General features: G+C 71.5%; 23 protein-coding genes. 11 read left to right on the forward strand and 12 right to left on the reverse strand.

Annotation, left to right across the window (positions count from 1 at the left end):
• Positions 1 to 11: 11 nt before the first annotated feature.
• Entirely contained in the window at positions 12 to 2,477 is a 2,466-nt protein-coding gene (locus NO889_RS08090; protein ID WP_256411758.1) for a GH32 C-terminal domain-containing protein, read from the reverse strand.
• Between the two features lie 351 nt (positions 2,478 to 2,828).
• Here NO889_RS08090 and dapA point away from each other — a divergent pair, with 351 nt between their 5' ends.
• The 6 genes from dapA (at position 2,829) to NO889_RS08120 (ending at position 9,128) form a co-directional block, all read left to right on the forward strand.
• A complete protein-coding gene (gene dapA, locus NO889_RS08095; RefSeq protein ID WP_256411759.1) occupies positions 2,829 to 3,815 on the forward strand; it encodes a 4-hydroxy-tetrahydrodipicolinate synthase in 987 nt (328 codons plus the stop codon).
• Positions 3,812 to 4,669 carry a 4-hydroxy-tetrahydrodipicolinate reductase gene (gene dapB, locus NO889_RS08100; RefSeq protein WP_256411760.1) on the forward strand — a complete coding sequence of 286 codons (858 nt, stop codon included), beginning with the start codon at positions 3,812 to 3,814 and terminating at the stop codon, positions 4,667 to 4,669. Before dapA ends, dapB begins: the two co-directional genes overlap by 4 nt.
• 61 nt (positions 4,670 to 4,730) lie before the next feature.
• On the forward strand, positions 4,731 to 5,570 hold the full coding sequence (locus NO889_RS08105) for a 2,3,4,5-tetrahydropyridine-2,6-dicarboxylate N-succinyltransferase (protein ID WP_256411761.1): 840 nt from the start codon (positions 4,731 to 4,733) through the stop codon (positions 5,568 to 5,570).
• On the forward strand, positions 5,567 to 6,904 hold the full coding sequence (lysA, locus tag NO889_RS08110; RefSeq protein WP_256411762.1) for a diaminopimelate decarboxylase: 1,338 nt from the start codon (positions 5,567 to 5,569) through the stop codon (positions 6,902 to 6,904). Before NO889_RS08105 ends, lysA begins: the two co-directional genes overlap by 4 nt.
• Positions 6,901 to 7,875, forward strand: coding sequence for a diaminopimelate epimerase (locus NO889_RS08115; RefSeq protein WP_256411763.1), 975 nt, complete (start codon positions 6,901 to 6,903; stop codon positions 7,873 to 7,875). The genes lysA and NO889_RS08115 overlap by 4 nt, the downstream gene beginning before the upstream one ends.
• Complete coding sequence (locus NO889_RS08120; protein ID WP_256411764.1) at positions 7,872 to 9,128, forward strand: M20/M25/M40 family metallo-hydrolase; 1,257 nt, start codon at positions 7,872 to 7,874, stop codon at positions 9,126 to 9,128. The genes NO889_RS08115 and NO889_RS08120 overlap by 4 nt, the downstream gene beginning before the upstream one ends.
• A gap of 49 nt (positions 9,129 to 9,177) precedes the next feature.
• Here the strand turns inward: NO889_RS08120 and NO889_RS08125 are convergent, their stop codons facing one another.
• The 5 genes from NO889_RS08125 to NO889_RS08145 all read right to left on the reverse strand — a co-directional run bounded on the left by NO889_RS08125 (position 9,178) and on the right by NO889_RS08145 (position 13,421).
• The gene (locus NO889_RS08125) at positions 9,178 to 9,567 is read right to left on the reverse strand and encodes a zinc ribbon domain-containing protein (protein ID WP_256411765.1); all 390 of its coding nucleotides are present in this window, start codon (positions 9,565 to 9,567) and stop codon (positions 9,178 to 9,180) included.
• A gap of 60 nt (positions 9,568 to 9,627) precedes the next feature.
• The gene (locus NO889_RS08130; RefSeq protein ID WP_256411766.1) at positions 9,628 to 10,296 is read right to left on the reverse strand and encodes a class I SAM-dependent methyltransferase; all 669 of its coding nucleotides are present in this window, start codon (positions 10,294 to 10,296) and stop codon (positions 9,628 to 9,630) included.
• Positions 10,297 to 10,378: 82 nt separating this feature from the next.
• Positions 10,379 to 12,307: an ABC transporter ATP-binding protein gene (locus NO889_RS08135; protein ID WP_256411767.1), complete on the reverse strand. Its 1,929-nt coding sequence runs from the start codon at positions 12,305 to 12,307 to the stop codon at positions 10,379 to 10,381.
• Between the two features lie 135 nt (positions 12,308 to 12,442).
• Entirely contained in the window at positions 12,443 to 12,796 is a 354-nt protein-coding gene (locus tag NO889_RS08140) for a hypothetical protein (protein ID WP_256411768.1), read from the reverse strand.
• Positions 12,797 to 12,923: 127 nt separating this feature from the next.
• A complete protein-coding gene (locus tag NO889_RS08145) occupies positions 12,924 to 13,421 on the reverse strand; it encodes a LabA-like NYN domain-containing protein (RefSeq protein ID WP_256411769.1) in 498 nt (165 codons plus the stop codon).
• 144 nt (positions 13,422 to 13,565) lie between these two features.
• Between NO889_RS08145 and NO889_RS08150 the strand changes: the two genes are divergently transcribed.
• Positions 13,566 to 14,855: a glycoside hydrolase family 68 protein gene (locus NO889_RS08150; RefSeq protein ID WP_256411770.1), complete on the forward strand. Its 1,290-nt coding sequence runs from the start codon at positions 13,566 to 13,568 to the stop codon at positions 14,853 to 14,855.
• Here the strand turns inward: NO889_RS08150 and NO889_RS08155 are convergent.
• The 5 genes from NO889_RS08155 to tpiA all read right to left on the reverse strand — a co-directional run bounded on the left by NO889_RS08155 (position 14,843) and on the right by tpiA (position 20,087).
• Positions 14,843 to 15,634: a hypothetical protein gene (locus tag NO889_RS08155; protein ID WP_256411771.1), complete on the reverse strand. Its 792-nt coding sequence runs from the start codon at positions 15,632 to 15,634 to the stop codon at positions 14,843 to 14,845. The two genes, NO889_RS08150 and NO889_RS08155, sit on opposite strands and share 13 nt — an antisense overlap.
• 4 nt (positions 15,635 to 15,638) lie before the next feature.
• Complete coding sequence (locus NO889_RS08160) at positions 15,639 to 15,959, reverse strand: cupin domain-containing protein (RefSeq protein WP_256411772.1); 321 nt, start codon at positions 15,957 to 15,959, stop codon at positions 15,639 to 15,641.
• 55 nt (positions 15,960 to 16,014) lie between these two features.
• Positions 16,015 to 17,184: a molecular chaperone DnaJ gene (gene dnaJ / locus NO889_RS08165; protein ID WP_256411773.1), complete on the reverse strand. Its 1,170-nt coding sequence runs from the start codon at positions 17,182 to 17,184 to the stop codon at positions 16,015 to 16,017.
• Between the two features lie 116 nt (positions 17,185 to 17,300).
• The gene (gene dnaK / locus NO889_RS08170; protein WP_256411774.1) at positions 17,301 to 19,238 is read right to left on the reverse strand and encodes a molecular chaperone DnaK; all 1,938 of its coding nucleotides are present in this window, start codon (positions 19,236 to 19,238) and stop codon (positions 17,301 to 17,303) included.
• A 204-nt stretch (positions 19,239 to 19,442) separates the two neighbouring features.
• Positions 19,443 to 20,087 (reverse strand): triose-phosphate isomerase, encoded by a 645-nt coding sequence (tpiA, locus tag NO889_RS08175; RefSeq protein WP_256411775.1) that lies wholly within the window; start codon positions 20,085 to 20,087, stop codon positions 19,443 to 19,445.
• A gap of 150 nt (positions 20,088 to 20,237) precedes the next feature.
• Here tpiA and NO889_RS08180 point away from each other — a divergent pair, with 150 nt between their 5' ends.
• Positions 20,238 to 21,029: a DICT sensory domain-containing protein gene (locus NO889_RS08180; protein WP_256411776.1), complete on the forward strand. Its 792-nt coding sequence runs from the start codon at positions 20,238 to 20,240 to the stop codon at positions 21,027 to 21,029.
• 81 nt (positions 21,030 to 21,110) lie between these two features.
• Here NO889_RS08180 and NO889_RS08185 read toward each other — a convergent pair whose 3' ends face one another.
• On the reverse strand, positions 21,111 to 21,629 hold the full coding sequence (locus NO889_RS08185; RefSeq protein ID WP_256411777.1) for a multiprotein bridging factor aMBF1: 519 nt from the start codon (positions 21,627 to 21,629) through the stop codon (positions 21,111 to 21,113).
• Positions 21,630 to 21,825: 196 nt separating this feature from the next.
• Here NO889_RS08185 and NO889_RS08190 point away from each other — a divergent pair, with 196 nt between their 5' ends.
• From NO889_RS08190 to NO889_RS08200, 3 genes are all read left to right on the forward strand, one after another.
• Positions 21,826 to 22,794, forward strand: coding sequence for an aldo/keto reductase (locus NO889_RS08190; protein ID WP_256411778.1), 969 nt, complete (start codon positions 21,826 to 21,828; stop codon positions 22,792 to 22,794).
• Between the two features lie 121 nt (positions 22,795 to 22,915).
• Positions 22,916 to 23,644 carry a hypothetical protein gene (locus NO889_RS08195; protein WP_256411779.1) on the forward strand — a complete coding sequence of 243 codons (729 nt, stop codon included), beginning with the start codon at positions 22,916 to 22,918 and terminating at the stop codon, positions 23,642 to 23,644.
• An 89-nt stretch (positions 23,645 to 23,733) separates the two neighbouring features.
• Positions 23,734 to 25,632, forward strand: coding sequence for a DEAD/DEAH box helicase (locus NO889_RS08200; RefSeq protein ID WP_256411780.1), 1,899 nt, complete (start codon positions 23,734 to 23,736; stop codon positions 25,630 to 25,632).
• Positions 25,633 to 25,635 lie beyond the last annotated feature (3 nt).

Raw genomic sequence — 25,635 nt, forward strand, 5'->3', positions numbered from 1 at the left:
GGTACCGTCCGCTACCGGGAATAGGCCCGCCGGTCCCCGCCGGCCACCCCCGGCCATGCCCCCTCCATCCGCCACATCGAGAGGTCGACCTCGACGCCGGCCGCGTCGGCGTTCGCCTCCTCCTCGGAGCGGGCGTCCACGCTCCTTTCGGATCCGACATCCGCCTCCCCCTCCGCGTCGGCGACGATCGAGACCCCCGTCGCGTCGTGACGGGTGGGGTAGATCCGGGTCGCGAGCGCCCGCCGTCCGTTCACGAACAGTTCGAGGACGCTCGCGTCGACGAAGAGGCGAACGTCGAGGGGACGCTCCAGGTCGGCGACGGCGACGCAGACCGGCGAATCCCGCGCGTCGCGGTCGAGGCTGCTCTCCGAACGGTCGACGACGACGCGGTCGCCCCCGATCCGGATCGTCGTTCGCTCCGCGCCGTCGGCCGACTCGCGAACGTGGAGAGAGACGACCGAGCCGGGTCCGACGTCGGGGTCGAGACGGGCCCGGATCTCGAACGCCTCGCCGGTCGCGTCGAGCCGCTCGGGCGTCGAACCCGCGGTCAGGACCCGGTCGACCAACTGCCTCCCGCGGAGTCGGTCGACCTCCCGCGCGGGTCGCTGACGGAGCTCCCCGTCGACGACCGCGACCTCGCGCGGGAGGCTCATCGCGCCCGCCCAGCCGGCGTCCCACCGGCTCTCGGCCGACCGCTCCTCGCGGAGCCACCCGACGGTTACCGTCCGGCCGTCTGGTGCCGTGAGCGACTGCGGCGCGTAGAACGCGCCGGGGTCGAGGACGCCCTCGTCGTCGACGCGGAACCGACCGGCGTCGGCGTCGAACGCGCCGAGGACGTACCGCACGTCCTCGTAGTCGGAGACGTGGAGCAGGTCGCCGTCGGGAAAGCGGAGCAGTTCGGGACACTCCCAGACGACGCCGGGCTCGGCCGCCTCGGTGACGAGGGCGGGGCCCTCGTAGCTCCACTCGCGGAGGTCGCGGCTCGTGTACAGTATCGCCGCGCCGCCGCGGTCCTGGAGGCCCGCGCCGACGAGCTGGTGCCAGCGGCCGTCCTCGTACCACAGGCAGTGGTCCCGGAAGTGCGCCGGTTCGCCGGGCGTCGACAGCAGGTCGAGTTCGGCCGGCGGCGACCGGATCACGGGGTTCGCCGCGTCGGGTTCGAGGCGCGTCAGGTCGGCGTCGGTCGCGGTCGCGAGACACGGCCGCTGCCAGCCGTCGCGGCCGCCGGTGTAGAGCGCGTACACCGCGTCGGCGTCGCTCGCCTCGACCGGAGAACCCGCGTCGTCGCCGGCGGGTACCACGCGCGGTCCGGATCCGGGGTCCCCGTCATCGAGCACGTCGACCGCGACCGCACACCCCGACCAGCAGCCGTCCCGGTCCGGGCCGCCGGGATCGGGCGACATCGCGACCGGCCGGTCCTCCCAGCGGACGAGGTCCTCGCTTACGGCGTGGCCCCAGTGGACCGTGCCGTGGAACGGCCCGGCGGGGTTGTACTGGTAGAAGAGGTGGTAGGTCCCGTCGTGGTGGATCATCCCGTTCGGGTCGTTGAGCCAGTTGACCGGCGGCGTGACGTGGTAGGACGGACGGTCGCGGTCGCCCGAGAGCGCGTCGCGGTAGCGTTCGAGTTCGCGGCCGCTCTTCGGTCTGCCCGTCGCGAGCGCGGTGTCGTACTCGCTTTCCCCGGCCAGCCAGCGGATGGTGTCGGCCGCGAAGCGCTCGCGGGTCGCCTCCGTGGTCGCGTCGTCGTGCTGGGCGAACTCCATGCCGACGCCGACCCCGATGACGGTTCCCGACCCGATCCGCCACTGGAGGACGGCCACCTCGCCGGGGACGTCCTCGACGCCGCGGTAGGTGGACGCCAGGACGTCCGCGCGCTCCGGGAGCACGTTCTCGTACCGGGCGTACGGGGCGGTCGAGCCGGCGGGGCGGATGTGGTGGCGGAGGCCGGAGAGCCCGTCGACCGCGGGGTGGCCCTCGTACAGCGGGTGCCACAGCGGCCCGACCGGGTCCGTCACCTCCTCGGTGCCGGTCGCGTCGGGCGGAACCGGGTCGATCCCGAGCGCGCTCACCTGCGCGAGCGCACGCGCCGAGCAGAACAGCCCGCCGCCCTCCGCGAGGAACGCCCGGATCGGCTCCGCGCAGTCCGCCACCGCCCCCGGATCGCTCACGGGGTCGTACGCGTGCCACCAGAGCGCGTCGAAGCGGTCGAGGTCGGCCTCGCCCGCCGCGACCGCCGAGAGCGCGACCCTCTCGACGCGTCCCACCACGTCGCGGGCGAACGCGAGCGCGGCCGCCGCCTCCGTCCCGCTTTTCCTCCCGCCTCCCGTCTCCTCCGTCCCCCCGTCGCTCGCCGGACCGTCGCTCGTCGGAGCGCCCGCGCTCCCGTCGATCCCGTCGCTCGCGCTCCCGTCACCCGCGTCCCCTCCGCCCGCCGATCCCTCGACGAGGAATCCGAGGCGGGGTTCGTCGTCGGTCATGCTCCTCGGTTACCACGCTCGTAGTAAAAACCGTTCTCCCGACGACGGCGCGGGCGACGCTCCCCGGCGAACCCGCGGCCGATCGGGGTGGTCGGCAGATTCGGTCGGGGACGAAACGCATAAACGGCCCATCGACGTACGCCTGGGCGTGACTCGAACCGCGTCGTCGCTCGGCTCGCATTCGCCGGCAGCGACGCGGCTCTTCTCGAAGAAACGCGCGTGACGCGTCCACAGGCGGGAGTGGCGACCCCGTTCCGGACGACTCCCGACCCCTGTGCGATACCGTACCGAACGCACTCGTCGCGACGGCCCGCCCGCGACGCTGCGACCGACACCACCACCACGACACCGATGACGAACGCCACGACCACGACACCGTACGCGACCGACCGAGAACCGACCGACGAACCCTTCGAGGGGGTCTACCCCGCGATGACGACCCCGTTCACCGGCGAGAACGGGATCGACCACGACCAGCTCGCCGAGAACGCGCGCGACCTCGAGCGCGCCGGCGTCGACGGGGTCGTCCCCGTCGGCTCCACCGGCGAGTCCGCGACGATGACCCACGACGAGCACATCGAGGTGGTCGAGACCGTCCGCGACGCCGTCGACGACGTGCCCGTGATCGCGGGCACCGGCTCGAACAACACCGCCGAGGCGCTCTCGCTCTCGCGCCGGGCCGCGGAGGCGGGCGCGGACGGGCTGCTCCTCATCTCGCCGTACTACAACAAGCCCGAACCCGAGGGGTTCCGCGCCCACTACCGGACGATCGCCGACGCGGTCGACCTCCCGCAGATCGTCTACAACGTGCCCTCGCGGACGGGACGGTCGATCCCCGTCGACGTCGTCGTCGACCTCGCGGAACATCCGAACGTCCAGGGGTACAAGGCCGCCTCCGGCGACTTGAACCGGATCAGCGAGATCGTCGAGCGCACCCGCGGAGAGACGTTCTCCGTGCTCTCGGGCGACGACGGGCTCACCCTCCCGACGCTCGCCGTCGGCGGGACGGGAACGATAAGCGTCGTCGCGAACGTCGAGCCGGAGCGCTCCTGTGCGATGGTCGGGTCGGCGCTCTCGGGCGATTACGACCGCGCACGGGAGCTCCACCACGAGCTCGCGCCGCTGGTGCGGGCGCTGTTCGCCGAGACGAACCCGATCCCGGTGACGGAGGCGATGCACGTCCGGGATCGCGGCGGCCCGCACGTCCGGTCGCCGCTCACCCGGCTCTCGGCGGACCGGCGCGAGGAACTCCGCGACCTGCTCGCGGCGTACGAGGAGGGGACGCCGGAGGAGACGGAAGCGACAAGGGAGACGGAGACGACGGGGGCCTCCGAATGACCGCCAGAAACGCGGCCGGCGACGGGTCGACCGGCGGCGGCTCCGACCCCCTCCGGATCGCCGTCACCGGTGCGGGCGGTCGGATGGGTCGGGAGGTGATCGAGGCGGCGAGGGCGCGGGCGGACGTCGCGGTCGCGCTCGCGGTCAACCGCACGCCGACGGACCCGATCGCGGGCGTCGACGTCGCGGACGCGGGCCACCTCGCCGACCTGCTCGTCGACGCCGACCCCGACGTGCTCGTCGACTTCACGGGGCCCGAGTCGGCCGCCGAGTACGCCGAGACCGCGGCCGAGGCGGGGGTGGCCGTCGTCACCGGCACGACGGGGTTCGACTCCGGGGGGACGGCGCGGCTCCGGGCCGCGAGCGAGGCGGTCCCCCTGCTCAAGGCGTCGAACTTCGCGCGCGGCGTCGCCGCGCTGCGCCGGGCGGTCCGCGAGGCGGTCGCGGCGGTTCCCGGCTACGACGTGGAGCTGACGGAGACCCATCACAACGGGAAACGCGACGCCCCCTCGGGGACCGCGAAGACGCTCCTCGACGACGTGGAGGGCGTCCGTGAGGAGGTCCGCGGAGACCCGGCGGGAGGCGACGACCGCGACCGCCGGGTCCACGGCCGCGAGGGCGACGCGCCCCGCGAGCCGAACGAGATCGGCGTCCACGCGCGTCGCGCCGGCGACGTGACCGGCGAACACGAGGTACTGCTCGCGGGCAACCGCGAGACGCTCGCGCTCACCCACCGCGCCGGCGACCGCGGCGTGTTCGCGGCGGGCGCCCTCGACGCCGCGGCGTGGCTGGTCGACCGCGACCCGGACTGGTACGACTTCGACGACGTCCTCGGTGACGGTGTGAGCGAATGAGTGCGATAGGCATCGACACACATCGACGAATAAATACCGTCGGTCGGCATCAGGGAGAACGATGACGCTCGAATCCGACGTGTCCGACCTCTGGGAGCAGTACGAGGCCGGACTCTCGGCGGCGGAGACGACGGCGGACGACGTGGCCGTCCTCGACGACTTCCTCGCGGCGCTGGAGGCCGGCGACGTCCGCGCCGCCGAGAAGGCCGGCGACGACGTGACGACGTGGGAGGCCAACGAGTGGGTCAAACGCGGCATCCTGCTCAACTTCGGGCTCCGCGAGACCGAGCCCCGCGAGTACGGCGGGGTGACCTACTACGACGTGTTGCCGCTCCGCGAGACCGCCGACCTCGCCGAACGGGGCACCCGCAACACGCCCGACGGCACCGTGCTCCGGCGCGGCGCGTACCTCGGGAGCGACTGTATCGTGATGAGCCCGGCGTTCCTCAACATGGGCGCGTACGTCGGCGACGGGACGCTCGTCGACTCCTGTGACACGGTCGGCTCCTGCGCGCAGATCGGCGCGGACGTGAAACTCGGCGCGAACACCCTGATCGGCGGCGTCTTGGAGCCCATCGAGGACGCCCCGGTCGTGATCGAAGAGGGCGTCTCGCTCGGCGCAGGCTGTCGGGTCACGAGCGGGTTCCGCGTCGGCGAGAACTCCATCGTCGGCGAGAACACCCTCCTCACGCCGCGGATCCCCGTCTATGACCTCGTCGAGGAGGAGGTCGTCTACGGCCACCTCCCCGCCGAACGCCGGGCGTTCACGCGGATGGTGGAGTCCTCGGTCGGCGACCACGACCTCTTCTCGGGCGGCGCGTACAAGCCCGCGGTCGTCGCCACCGACGTGGAGGCGGAGACGCTCGAGGCGACCCGACGCGAGGGGGCGCTACGGGAATGACGACGGAAACGGTACGCGATACGGGCGCGAACCCGGTCGTCCGCCGCGTGAGCGACTGGGACGCCGACCGGCTCGCCGCGCTCGCCGACGAGCACGGCACGCCGCTGTACGTCCAGGACCTCGATCGGACCCGCCAGAACTGCGAGCGCCTGCTGTCGGCGTTCCCCGACGCCGACGTGCGGTACGCCGTCAAGGCGCACACCGGCCGCGCGGTGCTGGAGACGGTCCGCGAGGCGGGACTCGACGCGGAGTGCGCCTCCGCCGGGGAGGTCGATCGGGCGCTCGCGGCCGGCTTCGGCGGCGACCGGCTCCACTACACCGCGGTCAACCCGCCCGCCCGCGACCTCGACTACGTCGTCGACGTCGTGGAGCGCGAGCCGGCGATCACGGTGACGGCCGGCGCGGTCGACACCCTCGACCGGCTGGCCGAGCGCGGCTACGACGGCCGGCTCTGTCTCCGGGTGAACCCGGGCGTCGGCGCGGGCCACCACGCGAAGGTCACCACCGGCTCGGCGCCGAAGTTCGGCGTCCCCTACGACCGCGCCGCGAGCGTCGCCCGCGAGGCGGCGGAGCGGTTCGACGTGGTGGGCGTCCACGCGCACGCGGGGTCCGGGATCGACCCGGACCAGCTCGACAGCCACCGCGAGCTCGTCGCGCGGATGGGCGACCTCGCGCGGGAACTGATCGGCGCTGAGCCTGACGGAAACGACGAACCGGATCCGCTCGACCTCGAGTACGTCGACGTCGGCGGCGGCTTCGGCGTCCCGTACCGCGAGGACGCGGAGCCCCTCGACCTCGACGCGGTCGCGGAAGCGACGCGGGACGCGGTCGGCGACCTTTCCGGACTCGCGCTCGCGATCGAGCCCGGCCGGTACGTCGTCGCGGACGCGGGGGTCCTCGTGACGCGGGTGAACACCGTGAAGCCGACGCCGGAGGGGACGGTCGTCGGCGTCGACGCCGGAATGACGGACCTGCTCCGCCCCGCGATGTACGACGCGTACCACCCGATCCGGAACCTCGGCGGCGCGGTCGACGAGCCGGACCCGGCGGACCGGGAACCCGAGCCCGTCACGGTCGCAGGACCTATCTGTGAGACCGGCGATAGCTTCGGTACGGACCGCGCGCTCGCGCGGCCGGCCCGCGGGGACCTCCTCGCGGTCGGCGTCGCGGGCGCGTACGGATACGAGATGGCGAACCAGTACAACTCGCGGCCGCGGCCCGCGGAGGTCGCGCTCGCGGACGGGAAGGCGACGGTCGTCCGGCGGCGCGAGCGGCTCGTGGACCTCACAACGGTCGAGCGGGAGGCGACCGGAGCGGAGGTGGCCGACCGATGAGCACCCACGCCGTCCCGGTGGAGAAGTACCACGGCACCGGCAACGACTTTCTCGTGGTCGACGCCGGCGAGGGCGTCGGCGACCGATCGGCGTTCGCGCGGGCGTACTGTGACCGCGAGACCGGGATCTCGGCCGAGACGGTCGACGGCGCGGGCAGGGAGGGGGACGCGACCGGCGACGCGTCCTCGGGCCGCCGCGGGGCCGACGGCGTCCTCTTTTTAGAGATCGGCGAGCGCTACCGACCCACCCGCGTCGTGATGACGCTCGTCCAGCCGGACGGCTCGACGGCCGCCATGTGCGGCAACGGCGCGCGCGTCGTCGCCCGGTGGGCGCACGACCGGACCGGCGACCACGAGTTCATGATCGACACGCAGGCGGGGACCCGCCGGGCGACCGTGAGCCCCGACGGAAGCGAGGCGACCATCGAGATGGGGACGCCGCGGTTCGATCCCGCCTCGGTCCCCGTCGACCGCGACGAGCCGCTCGTCGAGGAGGAGACCGAGGGGCTGGTCGTCACCGCGGTCGACACCGGCGTCCCGCACGCCGTGTCGTTCTTCGAGGGCGGCCGCGGCGACCCGGATGGGATCGATAGCGTCGATCTCGACGCGGTCGCGCCCCCGGTCAGGCACGCGGACGTCTTCCCGCAGGGCGCGAACGTGAACCTCGCGGCGGTCGTCGACGCGGGCGGCGGGGACGAGCGGGGACGTGACGGGGACGGCCACGAGACCCCGGCCGTCATCGACCAGCGAACCTTCGAGCGCGGCGTCGAGGGGGAGACGCGTTCGTGCGGCACCGGCGCGGTCGCGATCGTCGCGGTCGCGCGTCGGCTGGGGCTGATCGACGGCGACACGGCCGTGACCCGGCCGCCGGGCGGCGAGCTGCGCATCACGGTCCCGGACGACGACCACGCGACGCTGACCGGCCCGGTCGCCCGCGAGTTCTCGGGGCGGGTCGCGGCCGATCCGCGATGACCGACGCGACCGACGACGCCGACGCCTCGCCCGCGCTCGACGCGACGGATTTCGACCCGGTCGGATTCCTCGAGACGGCGGTCGCGACCCCCTCACACGAGGACGTCGAGGGAATGCGTCGGCTGCTCGTGGAGACGCTCGAGGAGTTCGGCGTCGACGCCGCGGTCGACGACGCCGGCTGCGTCCTCGCGCGAAAGTCCTCGCCGGCCCCGGAGGAGGGGCCGCACGTCGTCGCGAACACGCATATCGACACCGTCACCCCACACGTCGCCTTCGAGCGCGACCGCGGGGCGACCGGCCCGGAGGCGGGAGAAACGGAGGGGTCGGACGGAACCGGCCCCGCGGACGTGATCCGCGGCCGCGGGGCGTGTGACGCCAAGGGGCCGCTCGCGGCGCTCCTGTACGGCTTCCTCGCAACGGATCCGGCGCGCGGCCGGCTCACGCTGGCGGTGACGCCCGACGAGGAGACGCTCTCCCGCGGGGCCGCGGCGCTGACCGGCAAGCTACCGGGGACCGAGGACGGACTCGACGGAGACCAGTACCTCGTCGGCGAACCCACCGGGCTGGACGCCTGTACGGCCGCGAAGGGGCGATTCCAGGGCCGCGTCGAGCTCTCGGGGGAGGCGGCACACGCCGCGGAGTTCGCGGGCGCGAACGCGGTCGCGGCCGCCGAGGGGGCGCTCTCCGCGATCCGGCGGTTCGACGCGGACGCGGACGACCACCCGCAGCTCGGCCCGCCGAAGCTCACGCCGACCGTCGTCGAGGGCGGCGGCGCGACGAACCAGGTGCCGGCCGACTGCGCGGTCACGGTCGACCGGCGGAGCGTTCCCCCGGAGACCGCGGAGGGGTTCCGGAGTGGGCTCGAGGACGCGGTCCGGGCGGCGATCGGCGGGATGGACGGGAGCGCGGCGACCGTCGACGTCGACGTGGCCCTCACCGACCGCGAATCGCCGTTCTTCGAGGCGTTCTCGACCGACCCGGACCACGAGTTCGTCGGCACCGTCGCGGAGGCGGCGCGGGCGGCGGCCGCGGACGCCGGACTCCCGGCCGGTCGCGGCGGCGCGGTCCGCCCGTTCGGCGCGGCCACGGAGGCGTCGTACTTCGCGCCGGCACCCACGGTCGTCTTCGGGCCGGGCGACCTCGCGGACGACGCCGGCGCGGTCGCCCACGCCGAACGCGAGTACGTCAGGGTTCGGGAGGTCGAAGCCGCGGCCGCGACGGTCGCGGAGGTCCTCGATCGGACGCTCGGCTGAGGCGGGGCGCTCGATTGAGGCGGGTTCGCGGGAGCGGTTCTCCCCCGCGCTACCCGACGAAGAAGTCGATCGCGTTGCCCTTCGACTGGCCCTTGTACAGCTCCGAGTAGCCGCAGTTCGCACAGGAGACGACGACGAACCGGCGGTTCTGGACGTCGAACAGCTTCGTGAGTCCCGTCCCGCTCGTCGCTATCTCGTCGGTCTCGGTCGCCTCGCTGCCACATTTAGGACATCCCGGATCGCCGTCCGAGCCGAGCGTCTCCGGATCGGGGTCGGCACGGCTCTCGTTCCAGGCGCGGGTCCCCTCGTCGTACTCCGCTCTGCCGGGTCCGGGGCCGTCGTCGGTGGAGTCGGTGTCGGCGGAGCCGGTCTGCGGTGGTTCGTCGTCGGTCGAGTCGTCGCCGAAGACGGAGTAACTCGTGTCGTCGTCGGAGGGCATCGTCTCGACCCAGGCTCGTCGTTAATAAAGCCTTTCCGGCGGTCGCGGGGGCGTCCGGAATCATCTCCGTTCGACGCCCACGAAGTACGCCGGGTTACTGCTCCATCGACGCTCGAACGTCGTCCGGATGGCGAAGACGACGTCCCACCCGTCGACGGCCCGGAATCGGGCCCGGAGTTCGTCGGGCGATATCCCGTACGACCCTCCACCGGCGCGGCGGGCGTCACCGAGTACGCAGTACAACCCCCCGCTCGGGACGACCGCCGACAGCCCGTCGACGAACCGATCCCGTTCGCCGTCTCCGAGGACGTGGAGCATCGCCGAGTCGACGACGGTTCGGAAGGAGAACCCGGCGTCCCGGAGCCCGTCGAGATCCAGCGCGTCCCAGACGAGGAAGTGCGCGGGCACCCGCCGCCAGCGCGCTTTCTCGGCAGCCTGCCGGATGGCGAGCCGTGAGAGGTCGATGCCGAGGACTTCGTGGCCCTGTCGAGCGAGAAACAGCGAGAGCTCGCCGGTGCCACAGCCGACGTCGAGAACCGGCTCGCGGACGAGTCCGACCTCGGCCAGACGGACGAACGCCCGCTGTGGTCGACCGATGTCCCAGTTCGGGACGCCGGCGTACGCCGCATCGTACACGTGGGCGATGGGGCGATCGGGCGGGGGACCGGTCCCGGCCATCACCCCGTCACCGCCGGTGATCGCATGGAGGCCGGTTCCGCGGGCGGCCACCTAGTGGTTCCGGCCCGACCGCCCGTGGCCGATACCCGCGCCGGCCGGGGCGGGCCGGATCGTCCGTAACCGGTCCGATCGTTCATTCCGTCTCCTCGTCGTCGAAGTCCACGACCGCCTGCCGGCGGAGCGCACGTTCGAGGAACTCCCGCGGTAGTGACGCGATATCGCCGGTCTGGACGCGCCAGAAGTTCGCGTACAGCCCGTCCCGTTTCAACAGTCCCTCGTGAGTACCGTCCTCGACCACTCTGCCGTCGTCCAACACGAGGACCCGGTCCGCCGTCCGGACGGTCGAGAGCCGATGGGCGATGACGAAGGTCGTCCGGTCGGCGGCGAACTCGGCGAGCCGGTCCTGGATGAGCGCCTCGGTTTCGGTGTCCACCGCCGACGTCGCCTCGTCGAGGACGAGGATCGCGGGGTCCTTCAGCATCGTCCGGGCGAGCGCCAGGCGCTGGCGTTGGCCGCCGGAGAGTTTCACGCCCCGTTCGCCGACCGGGGTGTCGTATCCCCGCGGGAGGTTCCGGATGAACTCGTGGGCTTGGGCCCGGCGGGCGGCCCGCTCGACCGCCTCGTCGCTCGCGTCGAAGGTTCCGTAGCGGACGTTCTCTCGAACGGTCCCGTAAAAGAGGAACGGCTCCTGGCTGACGTAGCCGATCGACCGTCGGAGACTCCGTAGCGTCACGTCCCGAACGTCCTGGCCGTCGATCCGAACGACCCCCTCGTCGACGTCGTACAGCCGCGGGAGCAGTTTCAGGAGCGTCGACTTGCCGGCGCCGGTCGGCCCGACCACGCCGACAGTCGTCCCGCCCGCGACGTCGACGTCGACGTCGGTGAGCACGGTCTCGTCCGAGTAGGCGAAGCGGACCCCGTCGTAGGTTACGGCACCCTCGTCGACCTCGAGGGGACGGGCGTCGGGACGGTCCCCGACCGCGGGCTCCCGAGAGAGGATCCCCTGGACGCGACTGCCGGCGGCCTTGGCCCGCTCGTAGTCGTCGACGACGTCCCCGAGCCGGATGATCGGCCAGAGGAACTGCTGGGCGTATATGACGAACGTGACGAACGCCCCTGGGGTGAGCGTCCCCGTCAGGCCGAGCGGCGGGCGTTCCAGCACCCACAACCCGCCGACGAGGAAGGTTATCGCGAACCCGATCCCGGAGATCACGTTCAGCCCCGGGAAGTAGGTGATCCGGACCCTGATCGCCGAGAGGTTGGCGGCGAGGTACTCGTCGGAGGCCTCGGCCACCCGCGCCGTCTCGAACCGCTCTGCGCCCTCGCTTTTGATCACCTCGATGCCGCTGACGTTGTTCTCCAGCCGGGAGTTGAGGTCGCCGATCTCCTCGCGGATCGAGAGGTAGCGCGGTTCGATGAGTCGGGTGAAAACCAGGGTGAAGGCGGCGAGTATCGGGAGCGGAAACAGGGTGACCGCCGTCAGCGGGACGTTCAGCCCGACGAGGATCAACCCGATGCCGCCGACGGTCGCGAGAACCCACAGCGTCGCGCTCAGCCCGTCCTCCAGGAACGTCTCCAGCGCGTTGACGTCGTTGTTGAGGACGCTCATGAGATCGCCCGTCCGACGCCCGGTGAAGTACGCGAGTTCGAGGTCCTGGAGGTGCTCGTAGGCGTCCACCCGGAGGTCCCGCTGGACGCGCTGGGCGAAGACGCTCCAGCCCCAGTCCTCGACCCAGGAGGCGACGGCACCGGCGAGGGTGGCTCCGAGGAGGATCGCGATCGAGAAGTACAACTGCTCGGCGTCGGTTTCCGGGACGAACGCCTCCGGCACCAGGGGGAACGCGAAGGGTCGCTCGGCGAGGAAGATCGCGTCGACGGCCAGTCCGATGACGAACGCCGGGACCAGTCCGAACGCCCGACCGAGGACCGTCGCGACCGCGCCGAGGACGGCGTACCGGCGGCCGGTTCCGTACTCGGCGTAGAGCTGCCAGATCGGGTTCTCCCTCCACGATCCCGGCACCTCCGGGTCGACGTCGGCCGGGGGGTCCCGGTCCGTGCTCATACTACCCTCCCTGTCCTGCCCAGGACAAGAGGGCACGGGTGACGGTAACCCTGTGTCCGGTCTCTCCAGGCGACACCGTTTCCGACCGGAACGGTCCGTCCGCGGTCGGGCGTCCGTACCGTCCCGTCCGGCTGCTCAGCCCGCATCGCGAACCACCCACGCCGGACCTGGCGGCGGGAGGTCCGCGATCGCGGCACGGAGTTCTCTCGCCGCCGTCCACGGGAAGTGCCGATCGTGCGATTCGAACCGCGTTTCGTGTCGAACGTACGTGTCACGTGCGCCATCGACCGGTCGGGTTCGGATATGCCGGTTCCACGGGAGGACTTGAAGCCGATCCTCGACGGCGAACAGCAGGAAGGCGGCCGTGGCGGGCCCGAAGGACGAACCGTACTCCTCCGGCCGGAACGAGGCCGTCACGCGCTCCTCATCGCCGTCGGACGGGGCGTCTCCCTCGGTGTCGGCGTCCGAGCCGTCGACGACCGTCGCCACGCTCGGATCGTCGACGGCGACGGTCAGGTCGTACGCGCCGACGCCGCCGGGATCGGCGCGATCGATTCGTCACGCGCCTCGGCCACGGGCGCGATCGATTACGTCGGTAGTCCGACCGGTGCCCCGGCTACAACAGGAAGCGGTCCTCGTGCTCGTCGATGTCGACGAAGTCGTCGACGGCGGCGACCAGCTCGTCGGCCGTGGAGCTGCCGAGCCCGATCGCCTCGACGCGGACGCCCTCGTGTCTGAGGTGTGAACAGAGCCGGGCGAAGTCGCCGTCGCCGGTACACAACACGACGGTGTCGACGTGGTTCGCGAGCGTCACGGCGTCGAGGCTCATCCCCACGTCCCAGTCGGCCTTCTTCGAGCCGTCGGCGAACGTCTTGATGTCCTTGATCTTCGTCTCGAAGCCGATGTCACGAAGCGCCTCGAAGAAGCTCTCCTCCTCCGGCGAGTCCGCGCGGATCACGTAGGCGATGGCCCGGACCAGCGATCGCTCGCGGACCGCCTCCTCGAGCAGCGCCGAGTAGTCGATGTTCCGCGAGTAGCGGCTCTGTGCGGAGTGATAGAGGTTCTGTGAGTCGGCGAGGACGCCGACGCGCTGTGCGGGATGAGTGTCGACCATACCGGACCGACCACCGGCTCCGGCTAGGGTCTTGGGATCCGTCGCGGACCCGCGACGGCGCGAGGGGTCGACCGCGTCGACCCGGACGCACCCGTTTTCTACGGGTGTAGTAACCGTTTTTTGCCCCACCGTCGAAGGGCCGGTATGACGAACGATCGTGACGGTCGATCCGCCTGGACCCGCGAGGCGGCCGGCCGGATCGAGCGCACCGACGACGCCGTCGCGCCGATCATCTACCCGCCCGAGACCGACCGCTTCGACGGGTTCCACGTCTGGGACACCTGGCCGCTGCGGAACCGCGACGGGAGCCTCGCGGAGATAGACGGCCGCCGCGTCGTCTGCGCGCTCACGGCGACCGACGACCTGCTTCCCGGCAAGCGCCACGACGTGGCGTCGATCCACTACTTCACCTCGCCGGACGGCGAGACCTGGAGCCACGGCGGCCCCCTCTTCTCCGGCGGCGCGCTCGGCTCCCGACAGTGGGCCGGCTCGACGATGGTCGACGACGGCGAGGTCTACGCCTTCTACACCGCCGCGGGCGAGCGCGACGAGGCCGACCTCGCGTACACCCAGCGGATCGCGGGCGCGACCGGCGGACGGGTCCGCGTCGACGACGACGGCCTCCGGATCGACGGCAAGTGGGACCACGAGGTACTGTTGGAGCCCGACGGCGACCGCTACGAACGCGAGGACCAGTCGCGCGGGATGACCTACACCTTCCGCGACCCGTGGTTCTTCGAGGATCCCGGAAGCGGCGAGACGTACCTCCTCTTCGAGGCGAACACGCCGGTACCGGAGGGGACGGATCCCTGCGAGGGCGACGCCGAGGCCGCGGCGTTCAACGGGAGCGTCGGGATCGCGCGCTCGCCGACCGGCGACCCGACCGAGTGGGAGCTGGCACCGCCGCTCCTCGACGCGGTGTGCGTCAACCAGGAGCTGGAACGCCCGCACCTCGTCGTCCGCGACGGCACCTACTACCTGTTCGTCTCCAGCCACCAACACACGTTCGCGCCGGGGATCGTCGGCTACGACGCGCTGTACGGCTTCGTCGCCGACGACCTCCGCGGCGAGTACCGGCCGCTGAACGGCCACGGGATGGTCGCGACCAACCCCGCGAACGCGCCGTTCCAGTCGTACTCCTGGACCGCCTACGACCACGGCGAGGAGGTGCTCGTCGTCAGCTTCTTCAACTACTACGAGTACGTCGGCGAGAGCCTCGACGGGATCGCGGACCTCCCCGAGAGCGAGCAGCGCCGCCGGTTCGGCGGAACGCTCGCGCCGACGCTCCGGATCGGCTTAGCTGACGACCGGACCGAGCTGCTCGGGACCCTCGAACACGGCTCCCTGCCGCTCCCGTCGGAGGAGCTGTCCCCGGTCGACCGCGGCGGTCGGCCGCGCGGAACCGGCCGGGACGGCGGCTCCTACCGGTCCTGACGGACCACCTCCGGTAGCGACCCCAGGTCGATCCGCGTCGGCTCGGGCGGCTCCGCGGCCGGCTCGTCGACGACCGCCAGGTCGCCGCGCGGATCCGATCCCGTCGACGACTCCGCGGCCGATCCGGCTCCTCCCGCGGGCCCCGCGAGGACGACCACGCCCCCGCGAGCGAGCGGCGCGATCACCCCCGCCGCGACCGCCCGCGGGTCCGCGAACGTCGTCCGGACGACGACCCGCGTCCCGGCGTCGATCCCGCGGTCCGTCGCCACCGACTCCGCGGCGTCGAGCAGCCGGCGGTGCGAGACGTCCCCGTGCTCGCCGCGGATCACCGGGTCGCTCGGGGAGACCGTCGTGGGCGGCGTGGCGGGGTTCTCGCTCCACAGCTCCTGCTCCCAGTGTGTCGTCTCGGCGCGCTCGGGCGAACCGCCGAAGACCGCGAGGTTCGTCCCCGGCTTCGGGTCGAGCGACCGCTCGCGGCCGACGGGGACCACCGCGACCCGATCGCCCGCCGCGACGCCCGCGGCCGGGTCGAACCGGACCGCCGCGCCGAGCCCCGCCGCGCCGAGGAACGCGAGCGCGGCGTGGAACCCCGGCGTCGGGTCGACGGCGACCGTCGACCCCTCCCGCGCGCCGAGGTACCGAAGCACGTTCGCGGCCTTGTACGCGTTGGTGATCAGGTCGTGGGCGGTCCGCTCGCGATCGTCCGGGGTGACGAGCGCGGGATCGCGGCTCCGTCGGTCGCGCGCGAGCAGGTCGCCGACGACCTCGGTTCCGGCCACCGCCTCAGGGCGCGCCCGCGACGACCATCCGGGAGCCGTCCGCCTCGAAGGAGAGCGCGCGGCTCGACTCGGGGTCGACGCGGACCGCGTCGCCGGCCGCGAGCGCGATCGACTCGCCGTCGACGTCCATCGTCGCCTCGCCCTTGAGGAGGACGTACACCTCCTCCTGGCCGTCCTCGCCGTGGTCGTGTTCCATCCCCTCCCAGTCGGCGTCGCCCTCGACGACCGTGACGCCGAGCTCCGCGCAGTCGAGCGCCTCGCGCAGGAAGTACATGCCGGGCGCTTTCGATTCGACGTCGGCGTACGTGGCTTCGTCGTAGCCCATACCGTCGCTTGGGCCGGACGCCCGAAAAGGCTACCTGCGGATCCGGTTCTCTCGGTCAGAACGTGCTCTTCAGCTTCTCGAAGAAGCCGCCGCCGACGTCGATGTCCTCGCCGCCGGCCTCCGCGAACGCCTCCAGCGCCTCGCGCTGCTCCTCGTTGAGCGACTCGGGGACGACGACGGCGACCTGGACGTACAGATCGCCGCGGCCGCGCCGCCGGAGGTGGGGCATTCCCTTCCCCTTCAGCCTGAACGTCTCGCCGCTCTGGGTGCCCGCGGGCACGTCCATCTCGACGGTACCGTCGACGGTCTCCACGTCGATCGTGTCGCCGAAGACCGCCTGCGGGAACGAGACGGCCTCGTTGACGCGGAGGTCGTCGCCGTCGCGCTCGTAGCGGTCGCCCACGTCGACGTCGACCTCGATCAGTAGGTCGCCGTTCGGGCCGCCGTTCTCGCCGGGCGCGCCCTCCCGCTCCATCCGGAGGCTCTGTCCGGACTGGATCCCCGCCGGCACCTCGACGGTGAGCGTGGCCTCCTCGCGAACGATCCCGTCGCCGTCGCAGTCCGGGCAGTCCTCGCTGTACACCTCGCCCGTGCCTTCACACTGCGGGCAGGTGGAGGTCTGCTGGACGCGTCCGAGCGGCGTCTGCTGGACCTGTCGAACCTGCCCCTGTCCGTTACACTGCGGACAGGTGCTCACGTCGGCGTCGGGCGGGTGGCCGTCCCCGCCGCAGGTGTCACACCGGGTGGGCCGCGTGATCGTGAACTGCTTTTCGGTCCCCTCGAACGCCTCCTCGAGGTCGATCGTGAGCCCCGTCCGGAGGTCCTTGCCCTGTCGCGGGCGGTCGTCGCGTCGGCCGCCGCCGCGCCCGCCCGGACCGCCGCCGCCGAAGAACTGGTTGAATATGTCCTCGAAGCCGCCGGCACCGCCCGCGCCGCCGAAGGGGCCGCCAGCACCGCCGCGGCCGCCCGGACCGCCGCCGCCGGTCGCGCCGCGCTTGTCGGCCTCGGTGAACCGCTCGTGGCCGAGCTGGTCGTACTGGCGACGCGTCTCCTCGTCCGTGAGCACCTCCTTCGCCTTCTGTATCTTCTTGAACCGCTCCTCGGCGTCGTCGTCGTCGCTGACGTCGGGGTGGTGTTTCGCGGCCTTCTTCCGGTACGCCTTCTTGATCTCGTCCTCGCTGGCGTCCCGGGAGACACCCAAGACGTCGTAGAAGTCCTCGCTCATGCGTTGCGTTGGTGGTGTGGTCGTGGTTCCGTCGTGTTAAGCGGCGCGGCCGACCGCGATGACGCGGCCGATGCGATGTGGCCGTTCACGGCGCGGTCGATCGCGGCGCTCGGCGACTACGCGTCGTTCTCGTCGTCGTTCTCGTCGACGTCCTCGAAGTCGGCGTCGACGTACTCCTCGTCGTCGCCGTCGCCGTCGGCACCGCCGGGACCCGCGCCGGCCGCGCCGCCGGGCCCGGCTCCGCCCATGCCACCCATGCCGCCGGGACCCGCGCCGCCCGCGCCGCCGGGACCGGCCTGTGCGGCCTGCTGTTGCTGGTACATCTGCTTGCCGATCTCCTGGAGCTGCTCCGAGAGCGCCTCGGTGACCTCCTCGATCTCCTCGGTCTCGGCGTCGTCGTCCTCGAGCGTCTCCTCCACGTCCTCGATCGCCGACTCGATGTCGGTGACCAGGTCATCGTCGACGTTCTCCTCGTTCTCCTCGAGGAGGGTCTCCGCGCGCTGGATCGCCGTCTCGGCCTCGTTGCGCGCCTCGATGCGCTCGCGGCGGGCCTCGTCCTCCTCGGCGTGCTTCTCGGCCTCCTCTTGCATCTCCTCGATCTCCTCGTCGGAGAGGCCGACGCCGCCCTCGATGGTGATCGACTCGGCGTTACCCGAGCCCTGGTCCTCGGCCTCGACGTTGACGATGCCGTTCTCGTCGATGTTGAACGAGACCTCGATCTGCGGGGTCCCCGCCGGAGCCGGCGGGATACCCGACAGCTGGAACGCGCCGAGCAGCTCGTTCTCCTCGGCGATCTCGCGTTCGCCCTGGAAGACGCGGACGTTGACGGAGGTCTGGTTGTCCGCGGCGGTCGTGAACACCTTCGACTCCTCCGTCGGAATGGTGGTGTTCTTCTCGATGAGCCGCTCGAAGAGGCCACCTTTCACCTCGATCCCGAGCGAGAGCGGGGTCACGTCCAGCAGGACGATGTCGTCGACGTCGCCGGAGAGCACGCCGCCCTGGACCGCCGCGCCGAGCGCGACCGCCTCGTCGGGGTTGACGTTCTTCTTCGGCTCCTGACCGACGAGCTCCTCGACCTTCTCCTGGACCTGCGGCATCCGGGTGGAGCCGCCGACGAGGATGACCTCGTCGATGTCGCCCTTCTCGTAGCCGGCGTCGGCGAGCGCCTGCTCGGTCGGCTCGACCGTGCGGTCGAGCAGGTCGGTGGTGAGGCTCTCGAAGGTCGCCCGCGTGATCGACTGTTCGAGGTGGACCGGGCCGCTGTCGGTCGCGGTGATGAACGGGAGGTTGACGGTCGTCTCCTTCTTGTTCGACAGCTCGATCTTCGCCTCCTCGGCGGCGTCCTTCAGCCGCTGGAGCGCCTGCCGGTCCTCCCGGAGGTCGATGCCGTGGTCGTTCTCGAACTCCTCGGCGATGTGGTCGATGAGCGCCTCGTCCCAGTCGTCGCCGCCGAGGTCGTTGTCGCCGTTCGTGGCGACGACCTCGTAGACGCCGCCGCCCAGGTCGAGGACGCTCACGTCGAAGGTGCCGCCCCCGAGGTCGTACACGAGAACCGTCTGGTCGGACTCGTCGTCGAGGCCGTACGCCATGGAGGCCGCGGTCGGCTCGTTGACGATTCGCTCGACGTCGAAGCCGGCGATCTCGCCGGCGTCCTTCGTCGCCTGCCGCTGCTTGTCGTTGAAGTACGCGGGGACCGTGATCACGGCCTTCTCGACGTCGTCGCCGAGGTACTCCTCCGCGTCGCGTTTGATCTTCTGGAGGATCATCGCCGAGATCTGCTCGGGACTGTACTCGTCGTCCCCGATCTCGACGGTGTAGCCGTCCTCGCCCATGTGGCGTTTGATCGACTGGATCGTCCGGTCGGGGTTCTGGACGGCCTGGTTCTTCGCCGGTTTCCCGACGAGCCGCTCGCCGTCGTCCGAGAAGGCGACGACCGACGGCGTCGTCCGGTCGCCCTCCGCGTTCGAGATGATCTCGGGCTCGTCGCCCTCCATCACCGCGAACGCGGAGTTGGTGGTACCGAGGTCGATACCGAGGATCTTGTTGGTCGCCATCTTGCACGTGAATACCGGCTTGTGTCGGTTAAAGGTTACTAGACGGTCCGGCACGCGAGTCGAATCGATCCCGATTACGTCTTGCGGTTTCCGCGATCGTGGTAGCCACTCACATCGGTGTCTTTATACTGACCCGCAAGCCCAGCCGCCCGACGCCGAGAGGGGTCCGCCGTCCGCCCGACGCCGCGGCGGGAGTCGGTCGGCTCAGAGTCCGGAGACGAGGTCCTCGAGCACCGTCGCCGGGTCGTCCGCCTTGGCGACGCCGGACGCGAGGAGGACGCCCGACGCGCCCAGCTCGCCCGCGGCCTCGACGTCGTCCCCGGTGGAGACGCCGGCCCCGCAGAACACGTCGACGTCGGGATCGACCGCCTCGGCGGCCGCGACCGCGTCCTCGACGATGCCGGGATCGGCCGTCGCGACGGAAACGTCGCCGCCGATGAGCTCGGGCGGCTCGACGGCGACCGCGTCGGGGGAGAGCGCCGCGGCCGCGCCGACCTGCGCCGGGTTGTTCGCGCAGACGACCGTCTCCAGGTCGGCCCGCTCGGCCGCCCCGACCGAGCCGTCGACGTCGGCGAGCTTCAGCCGGTTCTCCGAGTGGTTGATGAGCGTCCCTTCGGCCCCGTTGTCGGCGACCGCCTCCGCCAGCGTCGATCCGGTGTGGGAGCCGTGCGCGTTCGGCGAGACGTGCTGGCCCCACGTCTCGACGCCCGTCTCCGCGACGCGGGCCAGGTCGGCCGCCTGCGGGGCGACGCCGATCCGCGCGCCGGAGGCCTCGGCGACGTCGCGGGCGGCGGTCGCGACCTCGATCGGATCACAGGGATACGCCTTGAGGTTCACCAGGATGAACATACCCGGCGTAGCGGACGGGGCCGCAAATACCTTCGTGGTCGGGTCGTCCGTAGCCACGCGCCTTCCGGAACGTGGATCTCCCGGAGCAACACTCTTAACCCGCGGGGGATACCGACACACGAACCCGCGTTCCGACGGGTCGACTATCGCATGTCGCTCATCGAGATCATCTCAGGGGTGGAGGCCCGCGAGGCCACGCTGACGGTGTTCGATCCGGACCCGAGCGTCGCCGAGTCGCTGGCGGAGCACTTCGCCGACCGAAACCTCCGCGTGGTCGCCGAGGACCCGACCGAGGGGCCGACCGGCTACGCCGTGCTCGCTCGCGACGGCGAGTTCGTCACCGCGACCGCGATCGACGACCTCCTTCCCGACCGTGCCGACGACGGCGACGATACCGCCGGTGCCGTCGCCGACGCCGAGGGAGCGGCCGGAGAGGGCGAAGCGGCCGCTCCCCGTCGAGTCGGCCAGCCTATCCTCGATCACCTCGACGAGACGCTCTTCACCTCCTACTCGCGTGCGGACATGGTCGCGGCCTCCCGCGAGATAGAGGACCGGGCCTGGCGCGTCGGCGACGGCGAGCTCCACGCGGGGTTTCAGACGCTCGACGTCCTCTCCGGCGAGTCGAACACCTACGATCGGCTCGGCGAGAAGGAGCGGCTCGACGTTCACGCGTACGCGGCCGCCGAGGGCGACGCGCCGAACACCGAGCAGTACGAGGTACACATCGGTCGCACCGCGGAGATCCGGGAGACGTGGTTCGTCGCCTACGACGGCGGCGGCTTCGACGGCGCGAAGTGCGTGCTGCTCGCCGAGGAACGCGAACCCGGCCGGTTTTACGGCTTCTGGAGTTACGACCCCGACACCGTCGACCGGGTCATCGACTACCTGACCGATCGATACTGGGAGTCGGAGCACCCCGGCGAGGGCGACGCGACGGTATGACGGACGCGAGGTCCCGTCTCGACCGTGCGGGGGTGTGGCTGTCGAGCGCGACCCTCGTCGCGACGGCCGGAAGTCTCGGATTCACTCCTTCCGTTTGACCACGTCGCCGAGCGTCATCGTGCCCGCGTCGTTCGACTCCCAGTCGGCGTCGACGTCCTCGCCCTCGACGAGCGAGACGTCGAGCGCGCGCTCGAGCTTCCGCTGGATCTCGTCGGTGGGGAGAGTGTCGCCGCGCTCGAGCTTCCGGATCAGGCTCGCCTTCTCGTTGAGGTCGTCGGCCAGCTCCTCCTGGCTCAACCCCTTCGACTCCCGAGCGTTGCGGATCCGGTCGTCGTAGTCGGTGGCGATCTCCTCCATGTCGTCGAACATGTCGCGGCGACGCCGCGATCCGCCGGAGCCGCCGGAGCCGCTCGAGGAGGACGACGAGGGGGTCCCCGAGCTGGAGCTCGTCGAGTACTTGCTCCCCGCCGAGCTGCTCTGCTCCTCCCGGACTTCCGTGCCGAAGTCCGTACAGGAGCTACACAGCTCCAACTCGGCGCCTTCGACCTTCGTCGTCGTCAGGGAGGCCTGCTCGGCGCCACACATTTCACACTGGGGCATACGCGACGGTAACGCAGCCGGTCGTATAAAGGGTGCGCCGCGGCTGGCGGTGCGAGGGACGAACGGAGTGAGCCCCTCGATACGCGAGCGGCGAAGCCGCGAGCAGGGAGCCGCGGGGCGGCCGCCGGGGATCGATACCGGGGTCGACGTTCGAAGTCGCCACGGGACTTATGTCGTGGGCGAGGGGACCGGACGTATGGAGTACACGACGCTCGGGAACACGGGCACGACCGTGAGTCGCCTCTGTCTCGGCTGTATGAGCTTCGGGAGCGGTCACGACTGGATGCTCGACCGAGCGGCGAGCGAGGAGCTGATCGAGCGCGCGATCGAACTCGGGGTGAACTTCTTCGACACCGCGAACGTCTACTCGAACGGCGAGAGCGAGGAGATCCTCGGGGACGTACTCGCCGAATACGACCGCGACCGGCAGGTCGTCGCAACCAAGGTGTACGGCGAGATGGACGAGTCGAACCCGAACTCCGGTGGACTCTCCCGGAAGGCGATAGAACAGGAACTCGAGAACAGCCTCGACCGGCTCGGGATGGAGACGGTCGACCTCTATCAGATCCACCGCTGGGACGAGGAGACGCCGATCGAGGAGACGCTCGCCGCCCTCGACGACGCGGTCCGGCGCGGACGGGTCCGCTATCTCGGGGCCTCCTCGATGTGGGCCCACCAGTTCGCCGACGCGCTCCACACGAGCGAGCGGGAGGGCTACGAGCGGTTCGTCACGATGCAGAACCTCTACAACCTCGCGTACCGCGAGGAGGAGCGCGAGATGCTCCCGCTGTGTGAGAAGGAGGGGATCGGCACCATCCCGTGGAGCCCGCTCGGCGCGGGCTACCTGACGCGTCCGTACGAGGCCGACGACGCGACCGCGCGCGGGGAACACGAGACCGAGATCGGCCGACCGTACCGCGAGGGCGGCGGCGAGGAGGTCAACGCCCGCGTCGAAGAGTTGGCCGACGAGAGGGGGGTGAAGATGGCACAGATCGCGCTGGCGTGGGTTCTCGAGAAGGACGTGGTCGACGCGCCCATCGTGGGAACCTCGAGCGTCGAGCACCTCGAGGACGCGGTGGAGGCGCTCGACATCGACCTGTCGGGCTCCGACGTCGAGTGGCTCGAGGAGCCGTACGAGCCGGTCCGCGTCTCCGGACACGAGTGAGCGCTCGGTCTCGAGTCCGATCGCGAACGGCGGCCGTCCGTTTCCTCACCCGGCCGCTCTCCGTACTCGGGGTCGTGTGTCGCCGTAACACACTTAAGGGGAGACTCTATATCCACACGCAGTGGCATCCCGACAGGGCGGGTCGGGGGCCGAGGAGGTCCCCCGTCCCGGATCGACGGAGCGTCGGACCGCACCGCACGCGGCGTCACCCGAGGCCGATCGACGCCGCGCGTCGACCGCGCGACCCGGTTCGCCCGAGACTCACCCGGCGCGGGGGTGGACGCCCGGTCCCGACCGCGGACGGCCGATCCCGCCACGAAGCCGAACCCCGGAGGACCCTCCCCTCCGCGACCCCGGCCTGTACGCGCTCACGAACCACTTCCGCGAGCGGCTCCAACAGCCCGGTCGGTACGTCTCCACGCGGATCGTGACGGAGGCGATCCGGCGGGGGCAGCTCCGCTGGAACCGGACGGACGGCTGGCGGTTCGCGCTCGTCGACGGAGGAATCCGGTTCGTCGTCGTCGTGAGCGACACCGAGACGGACTCCCCAGTCGTCGTCACCGGGTGGACGGAGGTGGCGGACCGCGAGGCGGCGCTGGAGGCGGGCCGGTTCGATCCGGTCGACGTCGACACCATCGGCCTCCGGGCCGCGTTGAGCGAGACGCCGGAGGCCGCGATCCCCGACCGGATCCGGCCGCGAACGGTCACCCGGCCGTTCGTCGTCGGCGGACACCGCCTGGAGACCGAGCCCGGCGAGGCGTTCGTCCGCTGTGTGGAGTGCGGGTGTCGGTTCCGGTCGAAGGAGGCGATCACCTCGCGCGGCTGTCGCGGGTCGTCCGCCGGGCGGTAGCGGAGGACGGGCGCGGAGCGCCTCGGAGGGGCCCGTCACGGTCGAGCGCGGACGCTACCCATTTCCGCGTCGCGGTCGAACCGAAGACGATGACCGACGACACCGGCGACCCCGCCGCCGGCACCGACGACCCCGCCGCCGGCGACGACGCCGAGTCCGCACTCGACGACGATCCCGTCGAGGTCCCGCTCGACCGCTTTCACGAGGCGCTCGAGGCCGAAGAGCGCCCCGTCGCGACCGCCAGCGAGGTCGCGCGACGGCTGGGGACGACGCAGGCCGCCGCCAGCGACGCGCTCGCCGACCTCGTCGAGCGCGGCGACGTGGACCGGCTCGACGTCGAGAGCGACCCCGTCGTCTTCTACCCGAACGACTGGGGCGCGTTGGCGTCCCGCGAGCGCGTGGTCGCCTTTCCGAGCCGCCGGGAGATCGTCGTCGACCGGCCGACGCAGTTCACGCGGGCGCGGCTCTCGCAGTTCGCCTACCTCGTCGATACCACGGGGACCGAGCCCGGCACGCGGGGGTATCTCTACCGGATCCGCCAGGAGGACGTGTGGGCCGCGCCGTTCGAGGACGCCGACGCGCTGATCGCGAGCCTGCGCTCCGTGCTCCCGCGGCGCTTCGACCATCTGGAGGAGTGGATCCGCGACCAGTGGCGGCGCGCGCACCGATTCCGGCTGTACACCCACGAGGACGGCTACGTCGTCCTCGAGGCCGCGAACGAGAGCCTGATGGGCAACGTCGCCGAGAGCCACCTCGAGGACGGCCAGCTCCGCGCGCCGATCTCCGAGACGGAGGCGTGGGTGAACGAGGACGCCGTCGCGGGCGTCAAGCGCGCGCTGTACGACGCGGGCTACCCCGTCGAGGACGACCGCGACCTCGAGACGGGCGACCCGGTCGACGTCGACCTCACGACCGAGCTCCGAGACTACCAGGAGACCTGGGTCGAGACGTTCCTCGAGTCGCGCTCGGGGGTGTACGTCGGGCCGCCGGGGTCGGGCAAGACCGTCGCCGCCATCGCGACGATCGCCACCGTGGGCGGCGAGACGCTGATCCTGGTCCCCTCCCGCGAGCTCGCGGACCAGTGGCGCGAGGAGCTGCTCTCGCACTCGACGGTCGACCCCGCCGACGTGGGGTTGTATCACGGCGGAAGAAAGGAGATACGCCCGGTCACGATCGCGACCTACCAGATCGCGGGGATGGACCGACACCGCTCCCTGTTCGACTCCCGCGAGTGGGGGCTGATCTGCTTCGACGAGGCGCACCACGTCAGCGCGCCCGTCTACTCCCGTACCGCCGAACTCCAGAGCAAACACCGGCTCGGGCTGTCGGCGACGCCGGTCCGCGAGACCGGCAGCGAGGAGGAGATCTACACCCTGATCGGCCCGCCGATCGGGGCCGACTGGGACGCGCTGTTCGAGGCGGGGTTCGTCCAGGAGCCCGAAGTCGAGATCCGGTACGTCCCGTGGCGCGAGGACCTGGCGCGAAACGAGTACGCCAGCGCCGACGGGCGGGAGCGCCGCCGGCTCGCCGCCGAGAACCCCGCGAAGGTCGCGGAGGTCCGCTATCTGCTCGCGGCTCACCGCGGCAAGAAGGCGCTCGTGTTCGTCGAGTACCTCGACCACGGCGAGGCGATCGCCGACGCGATCGGTGCGCCCTTCGTCAGCGGGGAGACGCCCCACCGCGACCGCGCGGAGCTGTTTCGACGATTTCGCGAGGAGGACGACGACCTCGACGCGCTCGTCGTCTCGCGGGTCGGCGACGAGGGGATCGACCTCCCCAACGCGGAGCTGGCGGTCGTCGCGAGCGGGCTCGGCGGGAGCCGTCGACAGGGCTCACAGCGCGCCGGGCGGACGATGCGCCCCGCGGGGTCGGCGCTCGTGTACGTGCTCGCGACCCGCGGGACGAGCGAGGAGGAGTTCGCCCAGCGGCAGATGCGCCACCTCGCCCGCAAGGGCGTCCGGGTGCGCGAGACGAACGTCGCGGAGTGACGT

Origin of the sequence: Halorubrum rubrum (assembly GCF_024494685.1) — an archaeon.
Lineage (GTDB): Archaea > Halobacteriota > Halobacteria > Halobacteriales > Haloferacaceae > Halorubrum > Halorubrum rubrum.